We start from the raw sequence: 20704 nt of genomic DNA, 5'->3' as shown, positions 1-20704 counted from the left end.
CAGCCGCCCGACAGCGCACGACCAGGAACCCGGCCCCCCGTGGCCGGGTTTTCTCGGGCCTGCGGGAGCTTGAACCCTCAACTAGTCTGCTCCCATGCCACAGCCAGAGGGTGCCGAGCTCGAAGCCATCAGGGCCAAGCGCGACGAACTGCGCGACCGCTACGTGAAGCCGCTCGCCGACCGGGGTGGCTCGCCCACCCGAGGCGTGCACCACATCGCGCTGATCTGCAAGGACGTCGAGGAGACGATCCGGTTCTACCAGGAGTTCCTCGGATTCCCGCTGGTGGAGCTCGTCGAGAACCGCGACTACCGCGGCTCCAGCCACTTCTTCTTCGACATCGGCAGCAAGAACCTGCTGGGGTTCTTCGACTTCCCCGGCCACGACCACCCGCCGTTCTCCGAGACGATCGGCGCGGTCCAGCACCTCGCGCTGTCGGTCTCCGCCGAGCGGTTCGACGAGATCAGGACCAAGCTCGACGAGGGCGGGGTCGAGTACCTCGGACCCGACCGGGGCGTCGAGAACAGCCTGTACATCCGCGACCCCAACGGTGTAGGGATCGAGTTCTACCTCGAAGAACTCGGTGAGTTCGAAGGTACGACGCTGATCAGGTGAAACACTGGTCCAGCGAGCACGTCGGTCAAGTGAGAACGGAGTCGCAGTGGCGCAAGAGGTCAAGGGCATCGTGGCCCGGGGCAAAGGTCAACCCGTCGAACTGACCTCGGTGCTGGTGCCCGATCCAGGACCGGGGGAGGCCGTCGTGAAGGTGCAGGCGTGCGGTGTCTGCCACACCGACCTGCACTACCGCGAGGGCGGCATCAACGACGACTTCCCGTTCCTGCTGGGACACGAGGCCGCGGGCGTCGTCGAGTCCGTGGGCGAAGGGGTCACCGACCTCGAACCCGGCGACTTCGTCGTGCTGAACTGGCGCGCGGTGTGCGGCACGTGCCGCGCCTGCAAGCGCGGCAAGCCCTGGTACTGCTTCTCGACGTTCAACGCCTCGCAGCCGATGACGCTGACCGACGGCACGAAGCTCTCGCCCGCGCTGGGCATCGGCGCGTTCGCCGAGAAGACGCTCGTCCACTCAGGACAGTGCACGAAGGTCGACCCGTCGGCCCGTGCCGCCGCCGTCGGTCTGCTGGGCTGCGGCGTGATGGCCGGTGTCGGCGCGGCGATCAACACCGGCGGCGTCACGCGCGGCGACTCGGTGGCCGTGATCGGCTGCGGCGGTGTCGGTGACGGCGCCATCGCGGGCGCCCGCATCGCCGGTGCCGCGAAGATCATCGCGATCGACACGGACCCGCGGAAGCTGGAGTGGGCCAAGGGTTTCGGCGCCACCCACACGATCAACGCCCGCGAGGTCGACGACGTCGTCACGGCGATCCAGGACCTCACGGACTCGTTCGGCGCGGACGTCGTGATCGACGCGGTCGGCCGTCCTGAGACGTGGAAGCAGGCGTTCTACGGCCGCGACCTCGCCGGAACCGTGGTCCTGGTGGGTGTTCCGACGCCGGACATGAAGCTGGAGATGCCGCTGATCGACTTCTTCTCGCGCGGCGGCTCGCTCAAGTCCTCGTGGTACGGCGACTGCCTGCCCACGCGCGACTTCCCGATGCTCGTCGATCTGTACCAGCAGGGCCGCTTCGACCTCGACGCGTTCGTCACCGAGGAGATCGCGCTGGACGGCGTCGAGGGTGCGTTCGAGAAGATGCACCACGGCGACGTGCTGCGATCGGTCGTGGTGTTCTGATGGCACTGCGCGTCGACCACACCGTCACCTCCGGCACATTCTCGCTCGACGGCGAGACGTTCGACGTCGACAACAACGTGTGGGTCATCGGTGACGACAGCGAGTGCGTCGTCATCGACGCCCCGCACGACGTGGACGCGATCCTCAAGGTCGTCGGTGGCCGCAAGGTCGTCGCGATCCTGCTGACGCACGCCCACGACGACCACGTCCGCGTGGCGCCCGATCTGGCGCACGCGACGAACGCGCCGATGGCGCTGCACCAGGCCGACCACGTCGTGTGGAACCTGACGCACACGGGCGTCATCCCGCACCAGGCGCTGGAGGACGGCCAGGTGATCACCGTCGCGGGCGAGGAGATCCACGTCCTGCACACGCCGGGCCACTCGCCCGGCGCGGTGTGCTTCTACGTGCCGTCGCTGGGTGCGGTGTTCACCGGCGACACGCTGTTCCAGGGCGGGCCGGGCGCGACCGGGCGATCGTTCTCGGACCGGCCGACGATCGAGCAGTCGATCCGCGAGAAGCTGCTGACATTGCCCGGCGAGACCGTGGTGCACACGGGCCACGGCGCGGACACCACGATCGCCGCCGAGGTCTTCTAGCCGCGCTTTTCTCCGCACGCGGGGCGCTTTCGTACTGTCACACAGTACGTGGGGGCCCCGCGTGCGGTCTTATGAAAGGGCGCCGGGGTCAGAAGCGGGGTGGGCGCTTCTCCAGGAACGCCGTCACGCCCTCGGCGTAGTCGGCGCTGGAGGCGGCCTCCGCGTACAACGCGCGCACGGCGTCGTCCTCGTGGCCGCCGTCCGCGATCGAGTTGATGATGCTCTTCGCGCCGCGCACCGACACCCGCGCCCGTGCCGCGATCTGCTCGGAGAGCTCCTTCACGCGCGTGTCGAGCGCGTCCGCCACCTCGTTGACCAGGCCGATGCGCAACGCCGTCGGCGCGTCGATCAGGTCGGCCGAGAACAGGATCTGCTTCGCCCACGCCGGGCCCACCGCGGCCACGAGCTGCTTGGTGGACGTGAAGCTGTAGACGATGCCGAGCTTCGCGGGCGTGATGCCGAACCGCGCGTCCGCGGCGGCGATCCTGATGTCGCAGGCCAGCGCGATCTCGCAGCCACCGCCGACGCAGAAGCCGGAGATCGCGGCGATCGTCGGCTTGCTCAGCCCGACGATGGCGCGTTCGCCGGCGTGCACGGCCTCGCCGTAGTGCGCGGCGCCCTCGGCACCGCGGCGCAGCGTCGAGAACTCGGCGATGTCGGCACCGGCCGAGAAGTGGTCGCCACCCCGGATGACCAGCACGCGGACGCTCTCGTCCGCGTCGACCTCCGCCATCAGGCCGGGCAGCGCCGACCACATGTCGTAGCTCATGGCGTTGCGCTTGGCCGGGCGGTTGATCGTCAGCGTGGCGACCGGACCGGCCGCGGACAGCTCCAGGAACTCACTCACGGCCGCACGATACCGACCGGCTCCCGCAGGAACGGTTCGCTCGAAGGTGTGGCACGGAGTTCACCTGCTTGTAAGGTGCCGTTGCCTACAGGGGGAGATCACGTGACAGCGGCGAGTATCGGCGCTTCGACCCTTCGCACGTTCGCCGTGCGGCTGCGCACCACCGCGCCGGTCTCCGCGCGGATCGTCTCCGAGCTGGCGGGCGAGCTGGACCGCGGCGGGGAGGTGGCAGACCTGCTCTGCTCCCACACCGCCGTGCACAGCCCGTTGTTCGGCGTCCAGGCGCTCGCGGGCGTGCGGCTGCTGATGCTGTCGGGCCGGGCGCCCGAGCTGAGCAGGCGGTTCGCCAGCGCGCACGCCGCCGCGATGGCGGGCGACTCCGAGTCGGCGGCGCTGCTCACGTGGCTCGCGGCGCGGACCGCCATGATCGACAACCCCGGCGAGGTCCTCGCGGCGCTGGACCGGACCGTGCAGCAGCACCAGCCGAAGATGGCCGGGTACCTCCTGCGCGGGCTGACGATGATCGGCGCGCCGCGCGTCCGCCTGCTCGAGCTGGGCGCGTGCGCGGGGCTGAACCTGATCGTCGACCGGTACCGCTGGTTCGGGCTCGGCTGGGAGTGGGGCGACCAGGACTCCCCCGTGCGCCTGGCCGCGACCGGGCCGCGGCCACCGGACCTGGAGATCGTCCACCGCGCCGGCTGCGACCTGCAGCCGCGTAACCCCGCCGACCCGCGGCACGCGATGATCCTGCGCTCGTTCATCCCGCCGGAGCACGACGCCCAGCGGTGGGACCTCGACGACGCCATCGAGCTCGCCGCGAAGGTGGGGCTGCGGGTCGACCGCGCCCCCGCCGGGCGGTGGCTGCGCGAGAACCTGGTGCCGCCCGCCGAGCAGGACGTCGCCACGGTCGTCTGGCACAGCTCGTTCTGGCCGTACCTGTCCGAGGACGAACGCGACGAGATCGAGACGACGCTGACGGCGGCGGCGGGCTCCATGACGCTCGCCCGCGTTGCCTACGAGTCACCCGACTTTCGTTCCAACCCCCGCCTGACGGTCACCATCCACAGCTGACGTGCGGCGTCGTGAAAACGATTCGCGCCTCCCTGCTGGCCGTCGCTCTCTTCACGGCGTCCCTGACCGCTCCCGCTCACGCCGCGGTCTCCGACCACGACCTCGCGTTCCACTGGGCGCCCGTCCACCACCAGGACACCGACTCGTCCGACCACGACGCCGACTACCTGTCCACTGTGGACTTCGACGGCGACTGGAAAACCCGCGACAACTGGGAGAACCAGCCGCAGACCGCGAAGCTCACCGGCGCCGCCTACTACTCGGTGGCCGAGACGGCCACGCACTGGTTCATCATCTACGCCTTCTACCACCCGCGCGACTGGGACGACCAGCCCGACCCGTTCGGGACGCGCACGCACGAGAACGACCTGGAGGGCGTGCTGCTGGCCGTCCGGCGCGACACCGGGTTCGGCACGCTCGAAGCCGCGGTCACCGTGGCGCACAGCGACTTCTACTCGTACGTGCCCGCGGGGTCGCCGTACCGCACCGGCGCGGAGACCGTCGACGGCACGTTGCTGCTGGTCGACGGACGTCCGGCCACGTGGCAGGAAGCCAAGGGCCACGGCCTGTACCGCTGGGACGGCAAGGAGTTCCCCGGCGGTGACGGCGTCGTCTACCGCCCCGCGGCGACCGGCGGGGTCCCGACGAGCGGGAACGACCGGAACGTCGGCTATCGCCTGGTGGACGTCCTCGAACCGGACGGACTGTGGGCCCGGCGCGGCAACGCCGAGACCTTCGCGTCGTTCGGCACGTTCCGCGGCGACAACGGCAAGGCCAACGCCGCCCACGCGCCGTGGGGCTGGGACGACAAGGACGACGGCCCGATCTACCGCGGCTACCTGGCCACCGACCCGGCCCTGCTCGTGGACCGGTACTTCTCGAACAAGGGCGACTTCAGCCTGACCTACACGCGCAACGCCTTCCGCTGACGGCGGGTGGTGACCGGTCATCCGATCAAGCGTCCCCTTACGTGGTGGCCTCTCCCCCGCACAGGTGGGAGAGGCCCTGGGCGCGGGTGTAACCGGTCGTCGCCCGATCAGCTAGACGCGCTTCCGCGGCGTTTTGGTCCCAATCGCGGGGCTACTCGACTCCGCGCAGCCACTGTTCCGCAGGGAGAGGGGAGGAACTTTCTGCGCGGAACACCGGCGCGGCGGCAGGCGGGGCCTGCGTCCTGGACGACGAAGTGCTCCAGAACGTGGACGAACCGGACGGCCGCACCCCAGTAGACGCTTCGCGTGAAGGGAAGAGCATGCGCAAGAACGTCACAACGGGCCTCTTGGCCGTGGTCGCGGCCAGTGGCCTCGTCCTGGCCGGCGGTCCCAACGCCAACGCCGTCATCGGCGCCCCGCACCATCACGGGCACCACGGACACGGTCATCACGGGCATGGGCACCACGGGCACGGACACGGGCTCCACGGGTACGGGCACCACCTCTCCGACTACCACGCCGCCGCCTCCGCCGTCGCAGGTCACGGTGGTTCCTCCGGGCACGGCGGTCACGCCGTCAGCCAGAACACCGCCGTCACCGGGGACACCGGTGACTCGGGCGACTCCGGTGACACCGGAGGCAACGACGCCACGGTCCTGTGCGTGCACTCCACGTGCCTGACCGGCACGGACTCGGGCGACTCCGGCGACACCTCCACCGGTGACTCCGGCGACGCGAGCAACCACAGCATCACCGCGGGCGGCGACACCGGTGACGGTGGCGACGGCGGCAACGCCGCCGCTTCGGCCACCACGGCCGCCGAGACCGAGACCGAGTCCGATGAGGACGAGGACAAGGGCAAGGACACCCCGCACGGCTGGACCGGCTCCAGCGACTCCGACGCCACGGCGTCCGCCACCGCGGGCAACGGCGGGTCTTCGGGCAACGGCGGCCACGCCGCCAGCTACAACGCCGCCGTCACCGGCGACACCGGTGACTCGGGCGACTCCGGCGACACGGGCGACAACGACGCCCACGTCCTGTGCGTGCACTCCACCTGCCTGACCGGCACCAACTCGGGCCACTCCGGCGACACCACCACCGGTGACTCCGGCGACGCGAGCAACCACAGCATCACCGCGGGCGGCGACACCGGCGACGGTGGCGACGGCGGCAACGCCGCTGCCTCGGCGGCGACGGACTCCGAGACCGAGACCGGTCACGGCCACCACGGCTGGACGAACGACGACTCCACCGCGACCGCGACCGCGATCGGCGGCAACGGTGGCGCTTCCGGCAACGGTGGCCACGCGCTCAGCGGCAACCTCGCCGTCAGCGGTGACACCGGTGACTCGGGCGACTCCGGCGACACGGGCGGCAACGACGCCCACGTCCTGTGCGTGCACTCCACCTGCCTGACCGGCACCTCCTCCGGTGACTCCGGCGACACCTCCACCGGTGACTCCGGCGACGCGAGCAACCACAGCATCACCGCGGGCGGCAGCACCGGTGACGGTGGCGACGGCGGCGACGCCCACGCGTGGGCGACCACCCAGAGCGAGGTGGACGAGGACTGACCCGACCGGCCTGACCTGACCACCCGCGGGAGCGGGCGGACCCGGCTCTCCCGGCCCGCCCGCTCCCGCCGACCCCTGCCGTCAACTCCGGGCCGTCAGCTCTGGGCCGTCAGCTCTGGGCCGTCGGCCGCACGACGATCTCGTTCACGTCCACGCCGTCCGGCTGCTCCAGCGCGAACGCCACGGCGCGGGCGATCGCGTCCGGCGGGATGGCGATCTCGTCGCGCATGGCCGTGAGGCGTGCGCGCACCTCGTCGTTGCTCGACGCCGCCGCGAAACCGGTGTGCACGAAACCGGGGAACACGGTGGTCACCCGCACCTCGGGCCCGGCTTCCTGGCGCAGGCCCTCGCAGATCGCCCTGACGGCGACCTTGGTGCCCGCGTAGACGGCCATGGCCGGCACGACGGTGAACGCCGCCGTGGACGCGGTGGTGACGAAGTGGCCGGACCGCTGTTCCCGGAACACCGGCAGCGCGGCGGCGATCCCGTGCAGGACGCCCTTCACGTTGACGTCGACCATCGCGGTCCACTCGTCGACCCGCAGGTCGTCGAGCGGGGACACCATGCCCAGACCGGCGTTGCCGACGAGCACGTCCAGCCCGCCGAACCGGTCGCGGGCCAGCGCCACCAGCGCCCGCAGGTCCTGCGCCCTGGTCACGTCCGTGCGGACGTGCACGGCCGTGCCGCCCGCCTTCCCGATCCTCGTGACCAGGTCCGCGAGGCGGTCCTCCCGGCGCGCGCCGAGCACGAGCCGCGCGCCGCGTTCCGCGAGCAGCAACGCGATCTCCTCGCCGATCCCGCTGCTCGCCCCGGTGATGGCCACGACCTTGCCGTCGATTCCTGACATGCACCCAGCCTCGACCGGCCTCAGCCTGGTATCCAGACCGAGCTTATTCTGGTACCGGAGGTGCCCGTGTCCGCTGACCGACGCCGTGAGCTGGGGCTGTTCCTGCGCAGCCGCCGGGAGCGGCTCACCCCCGCCGAGGCCGGGTTGCCGCACACGTCCCGCCGCCGCACGCCGGGGCTGCGGCGCGAGGAGCTCGCCGTCCTCGCCGGGATCAGCGCCACCTGGTACACCTACCTCGAACAGGGCCGCGACGTGCGGGCGTCCGGCCAGGTGCTGCGCGCGCTGGCCGCCGCGCTCGGGCTCGACCCGTCCGAGGAGGACCACCTGCTCCTGCTCGCCGGGCACACCCCGGCGCCGCCCCGCGAGGCGGAGGCGGTGAGCCCCGAGATCGCCGCCGTGCCGGGACTGCTGGGCGACAGCCCGGCCTACGTGGCCGGCGCGACCTACGACGTGCTCAGCCACAACGACGCGGCGGCCCGCCTGTTCGAGAACCTCGACGCCGCCGGGTGGAACCTCGCCCGCTGGACGTTCGCCTTCGAGGAGGCGCGGCGCGTCGTCGTCGACTGGGAACCCGAGGCCCGTCACCTGCTCGCCCGGCTGCGCACCCTGGCGGGCAGGCATCCGGGCGACGAGCGGTTCACCGCGCTGGTCGGCGAGCTGCACGAGGTCAGCCCGGAGGTGCGCGACTGGTGGCCGCGGCAGGAGGTGCGGGCACAGCGCCTCGCGGGACGGAAACGGTTGCGCCACCCCGGAACCGGGCCGGTCGACTACGCCTACACCGCGTTCCACCCCGCCGAGCGGCCCGACCAGACCCTGGTGATCTACTCGGACCCGAAGCCCTTCTAGGCGGCCCGCGGGTAGTACCGGGCCATCCCGGGCGGCGCCGTGAAGGGCGCCCACGTGCCCTCCGCCTGCGCCAGCCGGTCGGCCACCACCCACAGCACGGAGGCGTTGAAGCCGTAGCCGAGGTGCGACGACGACACCTGGACGCTCTCGCGGTGCGGCCCCGGTTCCTCGACGCACGACTCCCACGACACGATGCCGTCGGTCTTGGAGTAGATCGACGTGGCGGGCACCGGGATCGGCGGCCTCATCTCCTCCGGCGGCGGGAACTCCTCGCGCGGGATGTGCAGGCGGGACAGCAACGCGAACGCGGGCATCGCCCGTGACTGCACGGGATCGCTCATGTTGTACGGCGACCCGAGCGTGATCACCTGACGCACCCGGTGCGGGTGGTCGCGCGCCATCTCGCGCGCGAAGATCCCGCCGAGCGACCAGCCCACGATGGACACCGGCCCGCCGTGCGCGTCGGAGACCTTCTTCACCAGCGCGTGCATGCCGTCGACGGCCTTGCGCGTCGGGCCGATGTTCGTGCCGAGACCCCAGCGGTGGACCTCGTAGCCCAGCCCGGACAGGAACCGGCGCAGCATGAGCGTCGACGAGTCGGCGGCACCGAGACCGGGGAACACCAGCACCGGATGGCCGTCACCGGAGGGCGCGCCGCGCAGCATCGACCTGGTGGCGACGAACTCGCCGACGTCGAGCGCGCAGCGGGTGGGTTCGGTGAGGTACCAGAACAGGCCGGGAGCGCTTCTGCCTCTGACCAGGTGCAGGGATGAAGCGGCAGCTCCGTCGAAGCTTTCGTCCGAAGGTACGGCGGACATACGAGCCTCCCCACACGTCGACAACCCCGAGCCGGCGCCCCGGGCCGCGTCGCCCGGTGATTCCATGATGTTTCGGAAGCGATCTTTTCGCCAGCACTTTCGAGTCTCGATTCGCCACGAGCTCGTAACCCGCCCGCAACCACGCCGGTGTGCACTGCCTCTCACCTGCTCGGACGTCGATTGAGACGGAAACACGCTCTACTGTTTCCCAAGTGGATCGGATGAGCTCACTCGACGCAGGCTTCTACTTCATCGAGGACGAGAACGTGCCCATGCACGTCGGGTCCGTTCTCGTGTTCGACGGGCCGGTCCCGTCCTACGGCGATGTGATCCGCCTCTTCCTGGCGCGCATGGACCAGGTGCCGCGCTACCGCCAGAAGGTGAAGGCGCTGCCGTTCCACGTGGGCCGCCCGGTCTGGGTCGACGACGACCACTTCAACGTGCTGTACCACGTGCGGCACACCGCCGTGCCGTCACCGGGCGGCGAGGACCAGCTGCGCAACCTCGCGGGCCGCATCTTCGCGCAGAAGCTCGACGACTCGAAGCCGCTGTGGGAAGCCTGGCTCGTCGAGGGCCTGGAGGGAGGCCGCTGGGCCGTCATCTCCAAGGTCCACCACTGCATGATCGACGGGGTGTCCGGTTCGGACATGCTCCAGCTGATGCTGGACTTCCAGAAGGAAAGCGTTCTCCCGGAACCCGCCGAGTGGAAGCCCGCACCGCAGCCGTCGACGTTCGACCTCGTCGTCGACGGGGTGCGCGACGCCGTCGTGACGCCCGTGCAGCACCTCGCCGCGCTGCCCGCGTTCGCGCGGAACCTCCGTTCCCTCAGCGAGATCGCCGACTTCGGCAAGTCCGTGCTCAGCTCCCTGCCCGGCACCGCGAAGCGGCTCACCACGCGCTCGGCCACGTCGCTGAACGGTCCCATCGGACCGCACCGCCGCTGGGTGTGGGCGCGGGCGAACCTGGCGGAGATCAAGCAGATCCGCACCGCGGCCGGCGGCACCGTCAACGACGTCATCCTCACCGCGATCACGCGCGGTTTCCGCGACCTGCTGGACAAACGCGGCGAGCTGACCGACGGCATGGTCGTGCGCACGATGGTGCCCGTGTCGATGCGCAAGGCAGACCAGCACAACGAGCTGAACAACCGCGTCAGCGCCGTGCTGGTCAACCTGCCCGTCGGCGAGGCGGACCCGGCCCGGCGCCTCGCGTCGATCCGCGAGCAGATGGACGACCTGAAGAGCTCGCGCCAGGCCGCCGGTGCCGACGTGATCACGAACCTGTCGAACTTCGCCGCGCCCACCCTGATGGCGCTGGGCTCGCGGACCGCGATGCGGTTCCCGCAGCAGGTCCTGCAGACCGTCACCACGAACGTCCCCGGCCCGCGCATCCCGCTCTACATGCTCGGCAGGCCGCTCGTGGAGATGTTCCCGTACGTGCCGATCGCGTCCACGATGCGCGTCACGGTCGGCATCTTCTCCTACCTCGACCGGTTCACGTTCGGCATCAACGCCGACTTCGACGGCGTGCCGGACGTGCAGCTGCTCGCCGACGGCATCCGCGCCGGGTTCGACGAACTGGTGGCGCTGGCCGCGGACGTCTAGAGAAGCTTGTTGGTCTCCATCCACCCCAGCACCCGCTCGGCCACGACGTCCGGGATCTCCAGCTGCGGCACGTGACCGACGTTCGCGAACTCGTCGTAGCGCCAGTGCGGGTGCCTGCGGGCGGTGGCCCGCGCGGCGGCGACGCTGACGAGCCGGTCCTTGTCGCCGTTCATCAGGAACACCGGCACGCGGATCTTGCCCATCGCGGCGCGGTAGGCGCCGCGCTTGCCCAGCGTGGACACGATGCTGCGCGCGGCCGAGAGGAACGCCTTGTCGAGCCCGCCGACGTCGGCACGCACGCCGATGAGGTGCTCGGAGGCCACCTTCACGTCCTCGGGGATGCCCGACGGGTCGGCGCACACCAGCTCCAGCAGCTGGTCGACCTGCTGCCGGGCGGGCGCGGTCCGCGTCTTCGCCACGACCCGCTCGCCGAGACCGGGCACCGAGTACGCGAAGAACGTGCCCAGCATCGCCGGGTCGGGCCGCCCGAGCACCATCGGCAGCGCCGGGTCGACCAGCACCAGGCCGGTGACCAGCGCGGGGTCGTCCGCGGTGTGCAGGAGCGAGATCATCCCGCCCATCGAGTTGCCGACCAGCACGACCGGCTCCCCCACCACCTCGGCGAGGAACCGGCCGAGCAGCCGCGCGTTGGCCTGCACCGTGGCCTCCCGGCCCTCGGGGTGGGTGAGGCCGTGCCCGGCGAGGTCGACGGCGCACACCCGCGCCCTCTCGGCCAGCAACGGCGCCAGCAGCACCCAGTTGAGGTGCGACCCGCCGAGCCCGTGCACGAGGACGACACGCGGCCCGTCCTCCGGCCCGCCGAAGTCGACCCAGTGCACGGGCCCGTCGAGGTCCGCGTGGTGGCTGGTCCCGCCGAAGTGAGCGACAGTTGTCATACCGATCAGTATGTAGACCGCGCGGCGGGTGATCCACCTCCAGCGCCTCGCGATCGCCGAACAAAACACCGAGCGTGTGCTAGACGCCGTGTGACGGGTGGCCGTACAGGCCCGACCCCGCGATCTCCAGCGTCGTCAGGAACGTGGCCGAAGCCTGGTACGACGCCTCCACCAGCTCGGCGGTGCGGGAGAAGTCGAGTGGCGTCACGGCCTGCACCGGCGGGCCCGGCAGGTACAGCACGGGTGCCTGCTGCGAGGCCAGCTCCACCTCCAGCACGGCCTGGTTGCGCATGCCGAGCGTCGCCCAGAACAGCAGCGTCTCGGCGAGCGTCTGCGGCACGGTCGGCAGGTGGCCGGGGAACGCGCAGTCCAGCACCACCAACGACTTCGCGCCCATCGCGAGGGCCTGGCGGATGGGGACGTTCGCCAGGACACCGCCGTCGTAGAGGACGCGGTCGCCGATCCGCACGGGCGGGTAGATGCCGGGGATGGCGGAGCTGGCGAGGATCGCCGGGACCAGCTGACCCGAGGTGATGGTCACGGCCTCGCCCGTCACGCAGTCCACCGACACCGCGCCGAACGGCAGGGCCAGCGACTCGAAGTCCTCGGCACCTCCCAAGCCGCCGGCCAGCACACCGGCCAGGCCCGTGTTCGGGAACAGGTAGGTCTTGTTGGCGCGCAACGACCTCAGCTGGGCGATCGGGCCGCCGGGGAACACGCGCTGGCGCGTCATGCCCTCCCACAGCACGGCCAGGCGGGACGCCGCCTCGTCGGGGTCGAGGGCGAGCAGGGAGCCGTTGACCGAGCCGACCGAGGTGCCGACGACGAGGTCGGGCCGCACGCCGTGCTCCCGCAGGGCGCGCAGCATGCCGACCTGGGCCGCGCCGAGGCTTCCGCCACCGCCGAGCACGAACCCCACGGGTCCTGGCAGTTCGATCGTCACGTCCGGCGATCCTAGGGCTCACCAGGCCGAACGACCCACTTCAGTCAACACTGAAGCTATCAAGTCATGTGAACCAGCAGCGGGATCGCCAGCTCGTCCCGCGTGCGGGAGCCGTGGAACCCCTTCATCGCGTTCCACGACGGCTCGGCCTGGCTGCGCAGCACGACCGCCGAGTCCTTCATCGCCACGACGACGTCCCCGATGCGGTCGGTCGCGAGCGGTCCGACCGGGCCGAACCAGCCCTCCGCCACGGCCTCCTCGCGGGAGAGGACGTCCGCGCGCGGGCCGAGGAGCTCTCGCCACACGTCGAGCACCTCGCCGGTCGACGTGTGCAGGTAGCGCACGCGCGGTTCGCCCGCGATCACGCGGACGCCCTGCCACAGCTGGGGTTCGGTGTCGAAGTCGACGCGGTCGCCCGCGGTGATCATGCCGTGGTCCGCGGTGACGACGAACAGCGTGCCGGACGGCAGCCGGGCGGCGATGCGGGCGGCCAGCTCGTCCACGAACTCCAGCTGCAACACCCATTCCGGTGAACCTGGTCCGTACAGGTGCCCGATCGTGTCGAGGTCGGGGTGGTAGGCGTAGCAGAACGAGCGGTCCTGCCGGACGGCCGCCGCCGCGCCCAGCGCCAGGTCGCCGAAGCCCGCGGCGCCGCGGAACCACGACCCGCGCAGCACCGCCCTCGTCAGGCCGCTGCCGCGGTGGGCCATCGGGGCGACGGCGCTGACCGCGACCCCGGCGGCCGCCGCGCGCTCGAACACCGTCGGGTGCGGCTGCACGACCTCCGGCACGAGCGCCTTGCGCAGGTCGTGGCGGTGGTCCCCGGCGCGCGACCAGCTCAGCGAGTTGAGCACCTCGTCGCCGATCGCGAACGTGTAGCCGACGATGCCGTGCTCACCGGACAGCAGGCCGGTGCCGATCGACGCGAGGCTCGTGGCGGTCGACGACGGGAAGCCCGCGTCGATGTCGCGCGGGACCAGGCCCGCGAGGAACGGCGCGTGCGCGGCGTGCGCGCGGAGCAGCTCGTGCCCGAGGCCGTCGACGAGCAGCAGGACGACACGCCGGGCCGCGGGCAGGCCGAGCGTGTTGTCGGCACCCGGAACGTCCAGGCCCGACAGCAGTGAGGGGACGACCTCGGCGATGGTCACCAGGACACCGTGCCACGCCGGATCGGGCAACGGGCAGAATGGCGCGCTGTGACAACGCTCATCCACCAGAAGATCGCTGACGAGCTCGGCGTGGCCCCCGGCCAGGTCGGCTCTGCTGTCGAGCTCCTCGACGGTGGCGCGACCGTCCCGTTCGTCGCCCGGTACCGCAAGGAGGCGACCGGCGGCCTCGACGACGCGCAGCTGCGCACGCTCGAGGAACGGCTCGGCTACCTGCGCGAGCTGGAGGAGCGCCGCGCCGCCGTCCTCACCTCGATCCGCGAGCAGGGCAAGCTCGACGAGGCACTGGAAGCGCAGATCCTCGCCGCCGACTCCAAGGCGCGGCTGGAGGACCTCTACCTGCCGTACAAGCCGAAGCGCCGCACCAAGGCCCAGATCGCGAAGGAGGCGGGGCTCGAACCGCTCGCCGACGCGCTGCTGGGTGACCCGAACCTGAATCCCCAGGAGGAAGCCGCCAAGTTCGTCGACCCCGCCAAGGAGGTCGCGGACGCCACCGCCGCGCTGCAGGGCGCCCGCGCCATCCTGGTCGAGCGGTTCGGCGAGGACGGCGACCTGATCGGCGAGCTGCGCGAGCGGATGTGGACGCGCGGCCGCGTCGTCTCCAAGGTCCGCGAGGGCAAGGAGACCGAGGGCGCCAAGTTCGCGGACTACTTCGACTTCGACGAGCCCTTCGCCAAGCTGCCGTCGCACCGCATCCTCGCGCTGTTCCGCGGCGAGAAGGAGGAGGTCCTCGACCTCGTCCTGGAGCCGGAGGAGCCGGTCGAGGACGGACCGTCGTCCTTCGAGGTGCGCATCGCCGCGCGGTTCGGCATCGACGACAAGGGCCGTCCGGCCGACAAGTGGCTCACCGACACGGTGCGCTGGGCGTGGCGGACCCGCATCCTCGTGCACCTGGGCATCGACCTGCGCGGCCGGCTGCGGGCGTTCGCCGAGGACGAGGCCGTGAAGGTGTTCGCGTCGAACCTTCGCGACCTGCTGCTGGCGGCCCCGGCGGGCACCCGCGCCACGATGGGCCTCGACCCCGGCTACCGCACCGGCGTGAAGGTCGCGGTCGTCGACCCGACCGGCAAGGTCGTCGCGCACGGCGTCATCCAGCCGCACGTGCCGGCGAACCGCTGGGACGAGTCGATCGCGAAGCTCGCCGCGCTCGCGAAGGCGCACAAGGTCGACCTGATCGCGATCGGCAACGGCACGGCCTCCCGCGAGACCGACAAGCTGGCCGCCGACCTGATCAAGCGCCACCCCGAGCTGGGCCTCACCAAGATCGTGGTGTCGGAGGCGGGCGCGTCGGTCTACTCGGCGTCGGCCTACGCCTCCTCCGAGCTGCCGGACCTCGACGTGTCGATCCGCGGCGCGGTCTCCATCGCGCGCCGGTTGCAGGACCCGCTGGCCGAGCTGGTGAAGATCGACCCGAAGTCCATCGGCGTCGGCCAGTACCAGCACGACCTGTCCGAGTCGAAGCTGTCGCGGTCGCTCGACGCGGTGGTCGAGGACTGCGTGAACGCGGTCGGCGTCGACCTGAACACGGCGTCCGTGCCGCTGCTGACCCGCGTCTCCGGCATCACCGCCGGTCTCGCGGAGAACATCGTGCTGCACCGCGACCAGAACGGCCCGTTCCGCACCCGCACGGCGCTCAAGAACGTGCCGCGGCTCGGCCCGAAGGCGTTCGAGCAGTGCGCGGGCTTCCTCAAGATCCGCGGCGGCGACGAGCCGCTGGACGCCTCCTCCGTGCACCCCGAGGCGTACCCGGTGGTGCGCAAGATGCAGCAGGAGGCCGGTGAGGAGCTGATCGGCAACTCCAAGGTCCTCACGAAGCTGCGCCCGGAGACGTTCGTCGACGACAAGTTCGGCCTGCCGACCGTCACGGACATCCTGAAGGAGCTGGAGAAGCCCGGCCGCGACCCGCGCCCGGCGTTCAAGACGGCGACCTTCGCGGACGGCGTCGAGAAGATCGCCGACCTCAAGCCCGGCATGGTGCTGGAGGGCGTCGTGACGAACGTGGCCGCGTTCGGCGCGTTCGTCGACATCGGCGTGCACCAGGACGGTCTCGTGCACATCTCCGCGCTGTCGAACACCTTCGTGAAGGACCCGCGCGACGTCGTGAAGTCCGGCGACGTCGTGCGCGTGAAGGTGCTGGAGGTCGACGAGGCCCGCAAGCGCATCGGCCTGACCCTGCGGCTGACCGACGAGCCGGGCAAGCCCGCCCAGAAGCACCAGGGCGGCGGGCAGCAGGGCGGCGGGCGGGACCGTCGTCCGCAGCGCGGCGGCGGCCAGCGCGGCGGCGGTGGCCAGAACCGCACCGCGCCCGCGCCCGCGAACGGCTCGATGGCGGACGCGCTCCGCAAGGCCGGTTTCGGCAGGTAGACCGAACACGAGGAAGGGCCTCTCCCGCACGTGCGGGAGAGGCCCTTCCTCGTGCCGGAGGAGCTACTTGGCGCGGGTGCCCTTCGCCTTCACGAGCTCGGACTCGAACAGGTCCTCCACGGTCGTGAGCCCGCCGGGCGCGCTCGCGTCGACCTTGGTGACGTAGGACTGCGTCGCCGAGGGCCGTCCGACCAGCGAGTACCGCAGCGGGCCGGTCAGGCCGTCGGTCTCCAGGCCGGCGGTGTCCTGGAACGCCTTCAGCACGCCGTCCCGCGTGAGGTCGAACTCCTTGCACGCCTTCTCCACGATCGCGAGGAAGACCTTCGCGACGGTGTAGCCGTGGTCGACGTAGATCGTGGGCTTCTCGTCCGGGTAGGCCGCGGTGAACGCGTCCGCCACCTGGCGCGCGCCGGGCTTGTCGCTGCTGAACGGCGCCACCGAGGTCACCACGGACAGCTGCTTCTCGACGGCGGCGGCGACCGGTGAGTCGAGGATCGCGGTGTCCCAGCCGACCACGTTCGCCATGAACGGCACGTCCCACTTCAAGGCCGCCGCGACGCCCACCGCGGCGGCGGTCTGGGCGGGGGTGGTGCTCAGCATGACGGCCTTGGCACCGGCCGCCTTCATGGCCGCGACCTGCTGGGTGAGGTCGGCCGCGGTCTCGCCGACCGCCTGCTCGGCGATCTTCATGTTCCACTGCTCGCCGACGAACCGGCTGCCCTCGACCGCGTTCTCGCCGTAGTTGTTCTGGACGTACAGGTGCCCGACGGTGTCGCCCTCGGCGATCACGCCGCGGCGCTTGTAGTGGTCGAGCGCGTTGATGACGTCGAGGTCGTAGGTGGTACCGACGATCATCATGTGCGGGTTGCCGAGCAGCGACGCCGACCACGACGCGGGAGCGGTGAGCGTGCGGGTCTGCATGATGTCGGGCTCGATCGCGGCGGTCATCGGCGCGCCCGCGACCTCCAGCAGGCCGAGGACCTGCGGCTCCAGCTCGAAGTAGCCGTCGAGGGCCTTCTGCACGTCGTAGGCGTGGTCCTTCTGCTTGAGCTCGACCTTGCGGCCGCAGATGCCGCCCCGGTCGTTGACCTGCTTCAGGTACAGCTCGTAGCCCTTGATCCGGGTCAGCGAGGACGCTTTGAACGGCCCGGTCATGTCGGACAGGATGCCGAGCGAGATCGTGTCGTCCGTGACGCCCGGACCGGTCTCCACCTGCGCTTTCTCGTCGTCCTTCGCACCACAGCCGGCTACCAGGACGGCCAGCGCGACGGTGGTGGGCAGTGCTCGGCGGAGGAAGGGCATGCAGGCGTCCTTGTCACGTGGTGAGACGTACTGGGCGGTAACCGAGTATTGATCGGAGCCCGAGACAATGGCCCCTTATGTGCTACGGAACACAAACGCGTGAAGTTCATGTGACTTGTGCCGCACATCGATCTTGTGGTAGTCGTCACCACCGCCCAATGGGGGTGGCGGAACGGCGTGACCAGCCGCATTCCGGGTATCCGGGGCACATGGCTGACGACGTGATCACCCTCCTGCACCGGCAGCACGCCCAGATCCGGTCCCTCTTCGCGCAGGTCGAGACGACCACCGGGGACGAGCGCGAGGACGCCTGGCACGAGCTCGTGCGGCTGCTCTCCATCCACGAGACGGCGGAGGAGGAGATCGTCCACCCCGCCGTGAAGCGCGTGGACGGCGGCGAGCCCGTCGTCGAGGCACGGGTCGCCGAGGAGCACCGCGCGAAGGAGCTCCTCAGCACGATGGACCGCATCGGGCCCGACGCCGAGGGCTTCGACACGCTGCTCGTGCAGCTGCGCGACGACGTCCTCGCGCACGCCGACCACGAGGAGCAGTCCGAGTTCCCGCTGCTGCGCGAGGTCTACGACCAGGAACGGCTCGAACGCATGGCGAAGGCCGTGGAGGCCGCGGAGGCCATCGCGCCGACCCGGCCGCACCCAGGCGTCGAGAGCCCCGTCGCGAACCTCGCGCTGGGCCCGGTCGTCGCGGTGGTGGACAAGGCGCGCGACGCCATCCGGAAGGTCCTCGGGTGAGGGTCGTCGTCACCGGCGCCTCCGGCAACGTCGGCACCGCGCTCCGCCGCCACCTCACCTTCGAGGACGTCGGCGTGGACGTGCGCACGCTGTCGTCGTTGCGCGACGCCATCCGAGGCGCGGACGTCGTGGTGCACCTGGCGTGGGCGATCAAACCGACCGACCGCGACACGAACATCGACGGCAGCGAGCACGTCCTCGCCGCGTGCGTGAAGGAAGAGGTCGGGCACCTCGTCGTCGCGTCGTCGGTCGCGGCGTACGGGCCGGCGCCGCGCTGGTCCCGGGTCGACGAGTCGTGGCGGCTTACCGGCATCGAGGGCAACACCTACAGCGCGCACAAGGTGCGGCTGGAGGACATGCTTCGCCGCTACCCGTTGCCGCACACGGTGATCCGGCCGTGCGCCATCGGGCAGGCGTCCGCCGCGCCGCAGATGCGCCGGTGGCTGCTCAGCCCGTTCCTGCCACCGAAGCTGTTGCCGTACCTGCCGATCCCGTTGTGGGACGGCCTGCGGTTGCAGCTGGTGCACTCCGACGACGTGGCGCGCGCCATCGCGGAGATCGTGCACCGCAAGGCTTTGGGCGCGTTCAACCTCGCCGCGGAACCGGTGCTGACCGCGCCGATGATCGCCGACATCGTCGGCGCCGGCCGGTTGTCCGTGCCGTACTCGCTGGTCGAGAAGCTCGCTGGGGCGACGGCGAAGCTCCGCCTGCAGCCGCTGACCCCGGAGTGGGTCAAGATGGCCGACCAGGCGCCGCTCGTGCGGGCCACCCGAGCGCAGCGGGATCTGGAATGGTGGCCGGAACACGACGCGCGCGACGTGCTGCGCGAGGTCGTCACGGCGATGGGAGGACGTGCGTGAACGAGGTCGACGCTGTCGTCATCGGCTCCGGCCCGAACGGCCTGGTCGCCGCGTCGCTCCTGGCGGACGCCGGGTGGGACGTGCTGGTGCTGGAGCAGCGCGACACCCCTGGCGGTGCCGTCGCCTCGGCCGAGATCACGGCGCCGGGGTTCACGAACGACGTCTACAGCGCGTTCTACCCCCTGGGGCTCGGCTCTCCCGTCATCCGCGCGCTGAACCTCGACGTGCAGTGGGAGCACGCCCCCGCTGTGCTCGCCCACGTCTTACCGGACGACCGCGTGGCGCTTCTCTCTCGCGACGTCGAGGTGACGGCGAAGTCCGTGGACGCGTTCGCGCACGGTGACGCCGAACGGTGGCAGGCGGAGCACGCACGCTGGATGTCGATGCGTGACGCCGTGCTCGAATCGCTGATGCGCCCCTTCCCGCCGGTACGCGGAGCGTTGTCACTGCTGAAGAGCACGGGCGTCGGCGACGCACTCCGTCTCGCACGCACGTTGACGCTCCCGGTGCGCCGCCTGGGCGAAGAGCTCTTCGAGGGCGAGGGCGCCCGTGTGCTGCTCGCGGGCAACACGATGCACACGGACCTCGGCCCCGACCAGGCCGGTGGCGCGGGCTTCGGCTGGCTGCTGGCGATGCTGGCCCAGGACGTCGGCAACCCGGTCCCCCGCGGCGGCGCGGGCGAGCTGACCGCCTCTCTCGTGCGGCGCTTCGGCGGACGCGTCGAGACGAACGCGAAGGTCACCGGTGTCCTGCACGCCCGCGGCGTCGCCGTCGGCGTGCGCCTGGAGGACGGTTCGGTCGTGCGCGCACGCCGCGCCGTGCTGGCCGACGTGCCCGCGCCGAGGCTCTACCTGGACCTGATCGGCGCCGACGCGCTGCCCGGCAAGCTCGTGGAGGACCTCCGCCGGTTCCAGTGGGACTCCGACACGATCAAGGTCGACTGGGCGCTGTCGGGCCCGATCCCGTGGAGCAACCCCGAGGCCGCGCAGGCGGGCACGGTCCACGTCGGCGGCGACGTCAACGGCCTCGCCACCACGGCCCACGAGCTGGCGTGCGGCAAGGTGCCGCGCAACCCGTTCGTCCTGATGGGCCAGATGACGACGACCGACCCGACCCGCTCCCCCGCCGGCACCGAGGCCGCCTGGGCGTACACGCACGTGCCGCTGGGCGGCTCGTGGACCCCGGACCGCCTCAAGCGCCGCGCCGACCGCCTGGAGCAGGTGATCGAGGACCACGCCCCCGGCTTCCGCGACCGCGTCATCGGCCGCTCCGTGCTCGGCCCCGACGAGATCGGCTCGGTCAACGGCGGCACGAGCGCCATCCACCAGCAGCTCGTCTTCCGCCCGGTCCCGGGCCTGGGCCGCGCGGACACGCCGTTCGACCGCCTCTACCTGACCGGCTCGTCGGCCTGGCCGGGCGGCGGCGTGCACGGCGCGGCGGGCGCGAACGCGGCACGGGCGGCACTCGCCAGGTGGGGCGCCGCGGGCGGCCTCTACAAGGCCCTCGTCCAGGGCGCCCACCGGGCGATCTACTAGAAC

The 20704-nt window shown here is 71.2% G+C and carries 19 protein-coding genes; 12 read left to right on the top strand and 7 right to left on the bottom strand.

Going from position 1 to position 20704, the window contains the following annotated elements:
* Positions 1-94: 94 nt before the first annotated feature.
* Genes BLT23_RS20470 through BLT23_RS20460 form a run of 3 tightly spaced genes read left to right on the top strand, consistent with a single transcriptional unit; the run spans position 95 to position 2347 of the window.
* The gene (locus BLT23_RS20470; RefSeq protein WP_090051407.1) at positions 95-613 is read left to right on the top strand and encodes a VOC family protein; all 519 of its coding nucleotides are present in this window, start codon (positions 95-97) and stop codon (positions 611-613) included.
* A 46-nt stretch (positions 614-659) separates the two neighbouring features.
* Entirely contained in the window at positions 660-1748 is a 1089-nt protein-coding gene (locus tag BLT23_RS20465; protein ID WP_090051406.1) for an S-(hydroxymethyl)mycothiol dehydrogenase, read from the top strand.
* Positions 1748-2347, top strand: coding sequence for an MBL fold metallo-hydrolase (locus BLT23_RS20460; RefSeq protein ID WP_090051405.1), 600 nt, complete (start codon positions 1748-1750; stop codon positions 2345-2347). The genes BLT23_RS20465 and BLT23_RS20460 overlap by 1 nt, the downstream gene beginning before the upstream one ends.
* Positions 2348-2435: 88 nt before the next feature.
* On the opposite strand, the gene BLT23_RS20455 is transcribed toward BLT23_RS20460, so the two are convergent.
* Entirely contained in the window at positions 2436-3194 is a 759-nt protein-coding gene (locus tag BLT23_RS20455; RefSeq protein WP_090051404.1) for an enoyl-CoA hydratase/isomerase family protein, read from the bottom strand.
* 102 nt (positions 3195-3296) lie between these two features.
* Here BLT23_RS20455 and BLT23_RS20450 point away from each other — a divergent pair, with 102 nt between their 5' ends.
* The 3 genes from BLT23_RS20450 to BLT23_RS20440 all read left to right on the top strand — a co-directional run bounded on the left by BLT23_RS20450 (position 3297) and on the right by BLT23_RS20440 (position 6771).
* Positions 3297-4265, top strand: coding sequence for a DUF2332 family protein (locus BLT23_RS20450; RefSeq protein WP_176946838.1), 969 nt, complete (start codon positions 3297-3299; stop codon positions 4263-4265).
* Between the two features lie 11 nt (positions 4266-4276).
* Complete coding sequence (locus BLT23_RS20445) at positions 4277-5194, top strand: hypothetical protein (RefSeq protein WP_176946837.1); 918 nt, start codon at positions 4277-4279, stop codon at positions 5192-5194.
* A gap of 320 nt (positions 5195-5514) precedes the next feature.
* The gene (locus BLT23_RS20440; protein WP_090051403.1) at positions 5515-6771 is read left to right on the top strand and encodes a hypothetical protein; all 1257 of its coding nucleotides are present in this window, start codon (positions 5515-5517) and stop codon (positions 6769-6771) included.
* A gap of 109 nt (positions 6772-6880) precedes the next feature.
* Here BLT23_RS20440 and BLT23_RS20435 read toward each other — a convergent pair whose 3' ends face one another.
* Positions 6881-7618 carry an SDR family oxidoreductase gene (locus BLT23_RS20435; protein WP_090051402.1) on the bottom strand — a complete coding sequence of 246 codons (738 nt, stop codon included), beginning with the start codon at positions 7616-7618 and terminating at the stop codon, positions 6881-6883.
* A 66-nt stretch (positions 7619-7684) separates the two neighbouring features.
* On the opposite strand from BLT23_RS20435, the gene BLT23_RS20430 reads away from it, so the two are divergent.
* Positions 7685-8464, top strand: a complete 780-nt coding sequence (locus BLT23_RS20430) for a helix-turn-helix transcriptional regulator (protein WP_218133804.1) — start codon at positions 7685-7687, stop codon at positions 8462-8464.
* On the opposite strand, the gene BLT23_RS20425 is transcribed toward BLT23_RS20430, so the two are convergent.
* Complete coding sequence (locus tag BLT23_RS20425) at positions 8461-9282, bottom strand: esterase/lipase family protein (protein ID WP_143035985.1); 822 nt, start codon at positions 9280-9282, stop codon at positions 8461-8463. The two genes, BLT23_RS20430 and BLT23_RS20425, sit on opposite strands and share 4 nt — an antisense overlap.
* Before the next feature lie 221 nt (positions 9283-9503).
* On the opposite strand from BLT23_RS20425, the gene BLT23_RS20420 reads away from it, so the two are divergent.
* Positions 9504-10886 carry a WS/DGAT/MGAT family O-acyltransferase gene (locus BLT23_RS20420; protein WP_245744066.1) on the top strand — a complete coding sequence of 461 codons (1383 nt, stop codon included), beginning with the start codon at positions 9504-9506 and terminating at the stop codon, positions 10884-10886.
* Here BLT23_RS20420 and BLT23_RS20415 read toward each other — a convergent pair.
* From BLT23_RS20415 to BLT23_RS20405, 3 genes are all read right to left on the bottom strand, one after another.
* Positions 10883-11782: an alpha/beta fold hydrolase gene (locus tag BLT23_RS20415; RefSeq protein ID WP_090051399.1), complete on the bottom strand. Its 900-nt coding sequence runs from the start codon at positions 11780-11782 to the stop codon at positions 10883-10885. The two genes, BLT23_RS20420 and BLT23_RS20415, sit on opposite strands and share 4 nt — an antisense overlap.
* Before the next feature lie 79 nt (positions 11783-11861).
* On the bottom strand, positions 11862-12725 hold the full coding sequence (locus BLT23_RS20410; RefSeq protein WP_245744065.1) for a patatin-like phospholipase family protein: 864 nt from the start codon (positions 12723-12725) through the stop codon (positions 11862-11864).
* A 59-nt stretch (positions 12726-12784) separates the two neighbouring features.
* Positions 12785-13873 (bottom strand): alkaline phosphatase family protein, encoded by a 1089-nt coding sequence (locus BLT23_RS20405; protein ID WP_245744064.1) that lies wholly within the window; start codon positions 13871-13873, stop codon positions 12785-12787.
* A gap of 48 nt (positions 13874-13921) precedes the next feature.
* On the opposite strand from BLT23_RS20405, the gene BLT23_RS20400 reads away from it, so the two are divergent.
* On the top strand, positions 13922-16255 hold the full coding sequence (locus BLT23_RS20400; protein WP_090051397.1) for a Tex family protein: 2334 nt from the start codon (positions 13922-13924) through the stop codon (positions 16253-16255).
* 63 nt (positions 16256-16318) lie between these two features.
* On the opposite strand, the gene BLT23_RS20395 is transcribed toward BLT23_RS20400, so the two are convergent.
* Positions 16319-17557, bottom strand: a complete 1239-nt coding sequence (locus BLT23_RS20395) for an ABC transporter substrate-binding protein (protein ID WP_090051396.1) — start codon at positions 17555-17557, stop codon at positions 16319-16321.
* 209 nt (positions 17558-17766) lie between these two features.
* Between BLT23_RS20395 and BLT23_RS20390 the strand changes: the two genes are divergently transcribed.
* From BLT23_RS20390 to BLT23_RS20380, 3 genes are read left to right on the top strand one after another with little or no spacing between them, the layout of a single operon-like run.
* Positions 17767-18306, top strand: coding sequence for a hemerythrin domain-containing protein (locus BLT23_RS20390; protein WP_090051395.1), 540 nt, complete (start codon positions 17767-17769; stop codon positions 18304-18306).
* Positions 18303-19166, top strand: coding sequence for an NAD-dependent epimerase/dehydratase family protein (locus tag BLT23_RS20385; RefSeq protein ID WP_090051394.1), 864 nt, complete (start codon positions 18303-18305; stop codon positions 19164-19166). The genes BLT23_RS20390 and BLT23_RS20385 overlap by 4 nt, the downstream gene beginning before the upstream one ends.
* Positions 19163-20701: a phytoene desaturase family protein gene (locus tag BLT23_RS20380; protein WP_245744063.1), complete on the top strand. Its 1539-nt coding sequence runs from the start codon at positions 19163-19165 to the stop codon at positions 20699-20701. Before BLT23_RS20385 ends, BLT23_RS20380 begins: the two co-directional genes overlap by 4 nt.
* Positions 20702-20704 lie beyond the last annotated feature (3 nt).

This window comes from Lentzea fradiae, assembly GCF_900100955.1.
Taxonomy (GTDB): domain Bacteria; phylum Actinomycetota; class Actinomycetes; order Mycobacteriales; family Pseudonocardiaceae; genus Lentzea; species Lentzea fradiae.
Note: the sequence above shows the minus strand (reverse complement) of the source record. Positions and strands in the feature narration are given on the sequence as shown.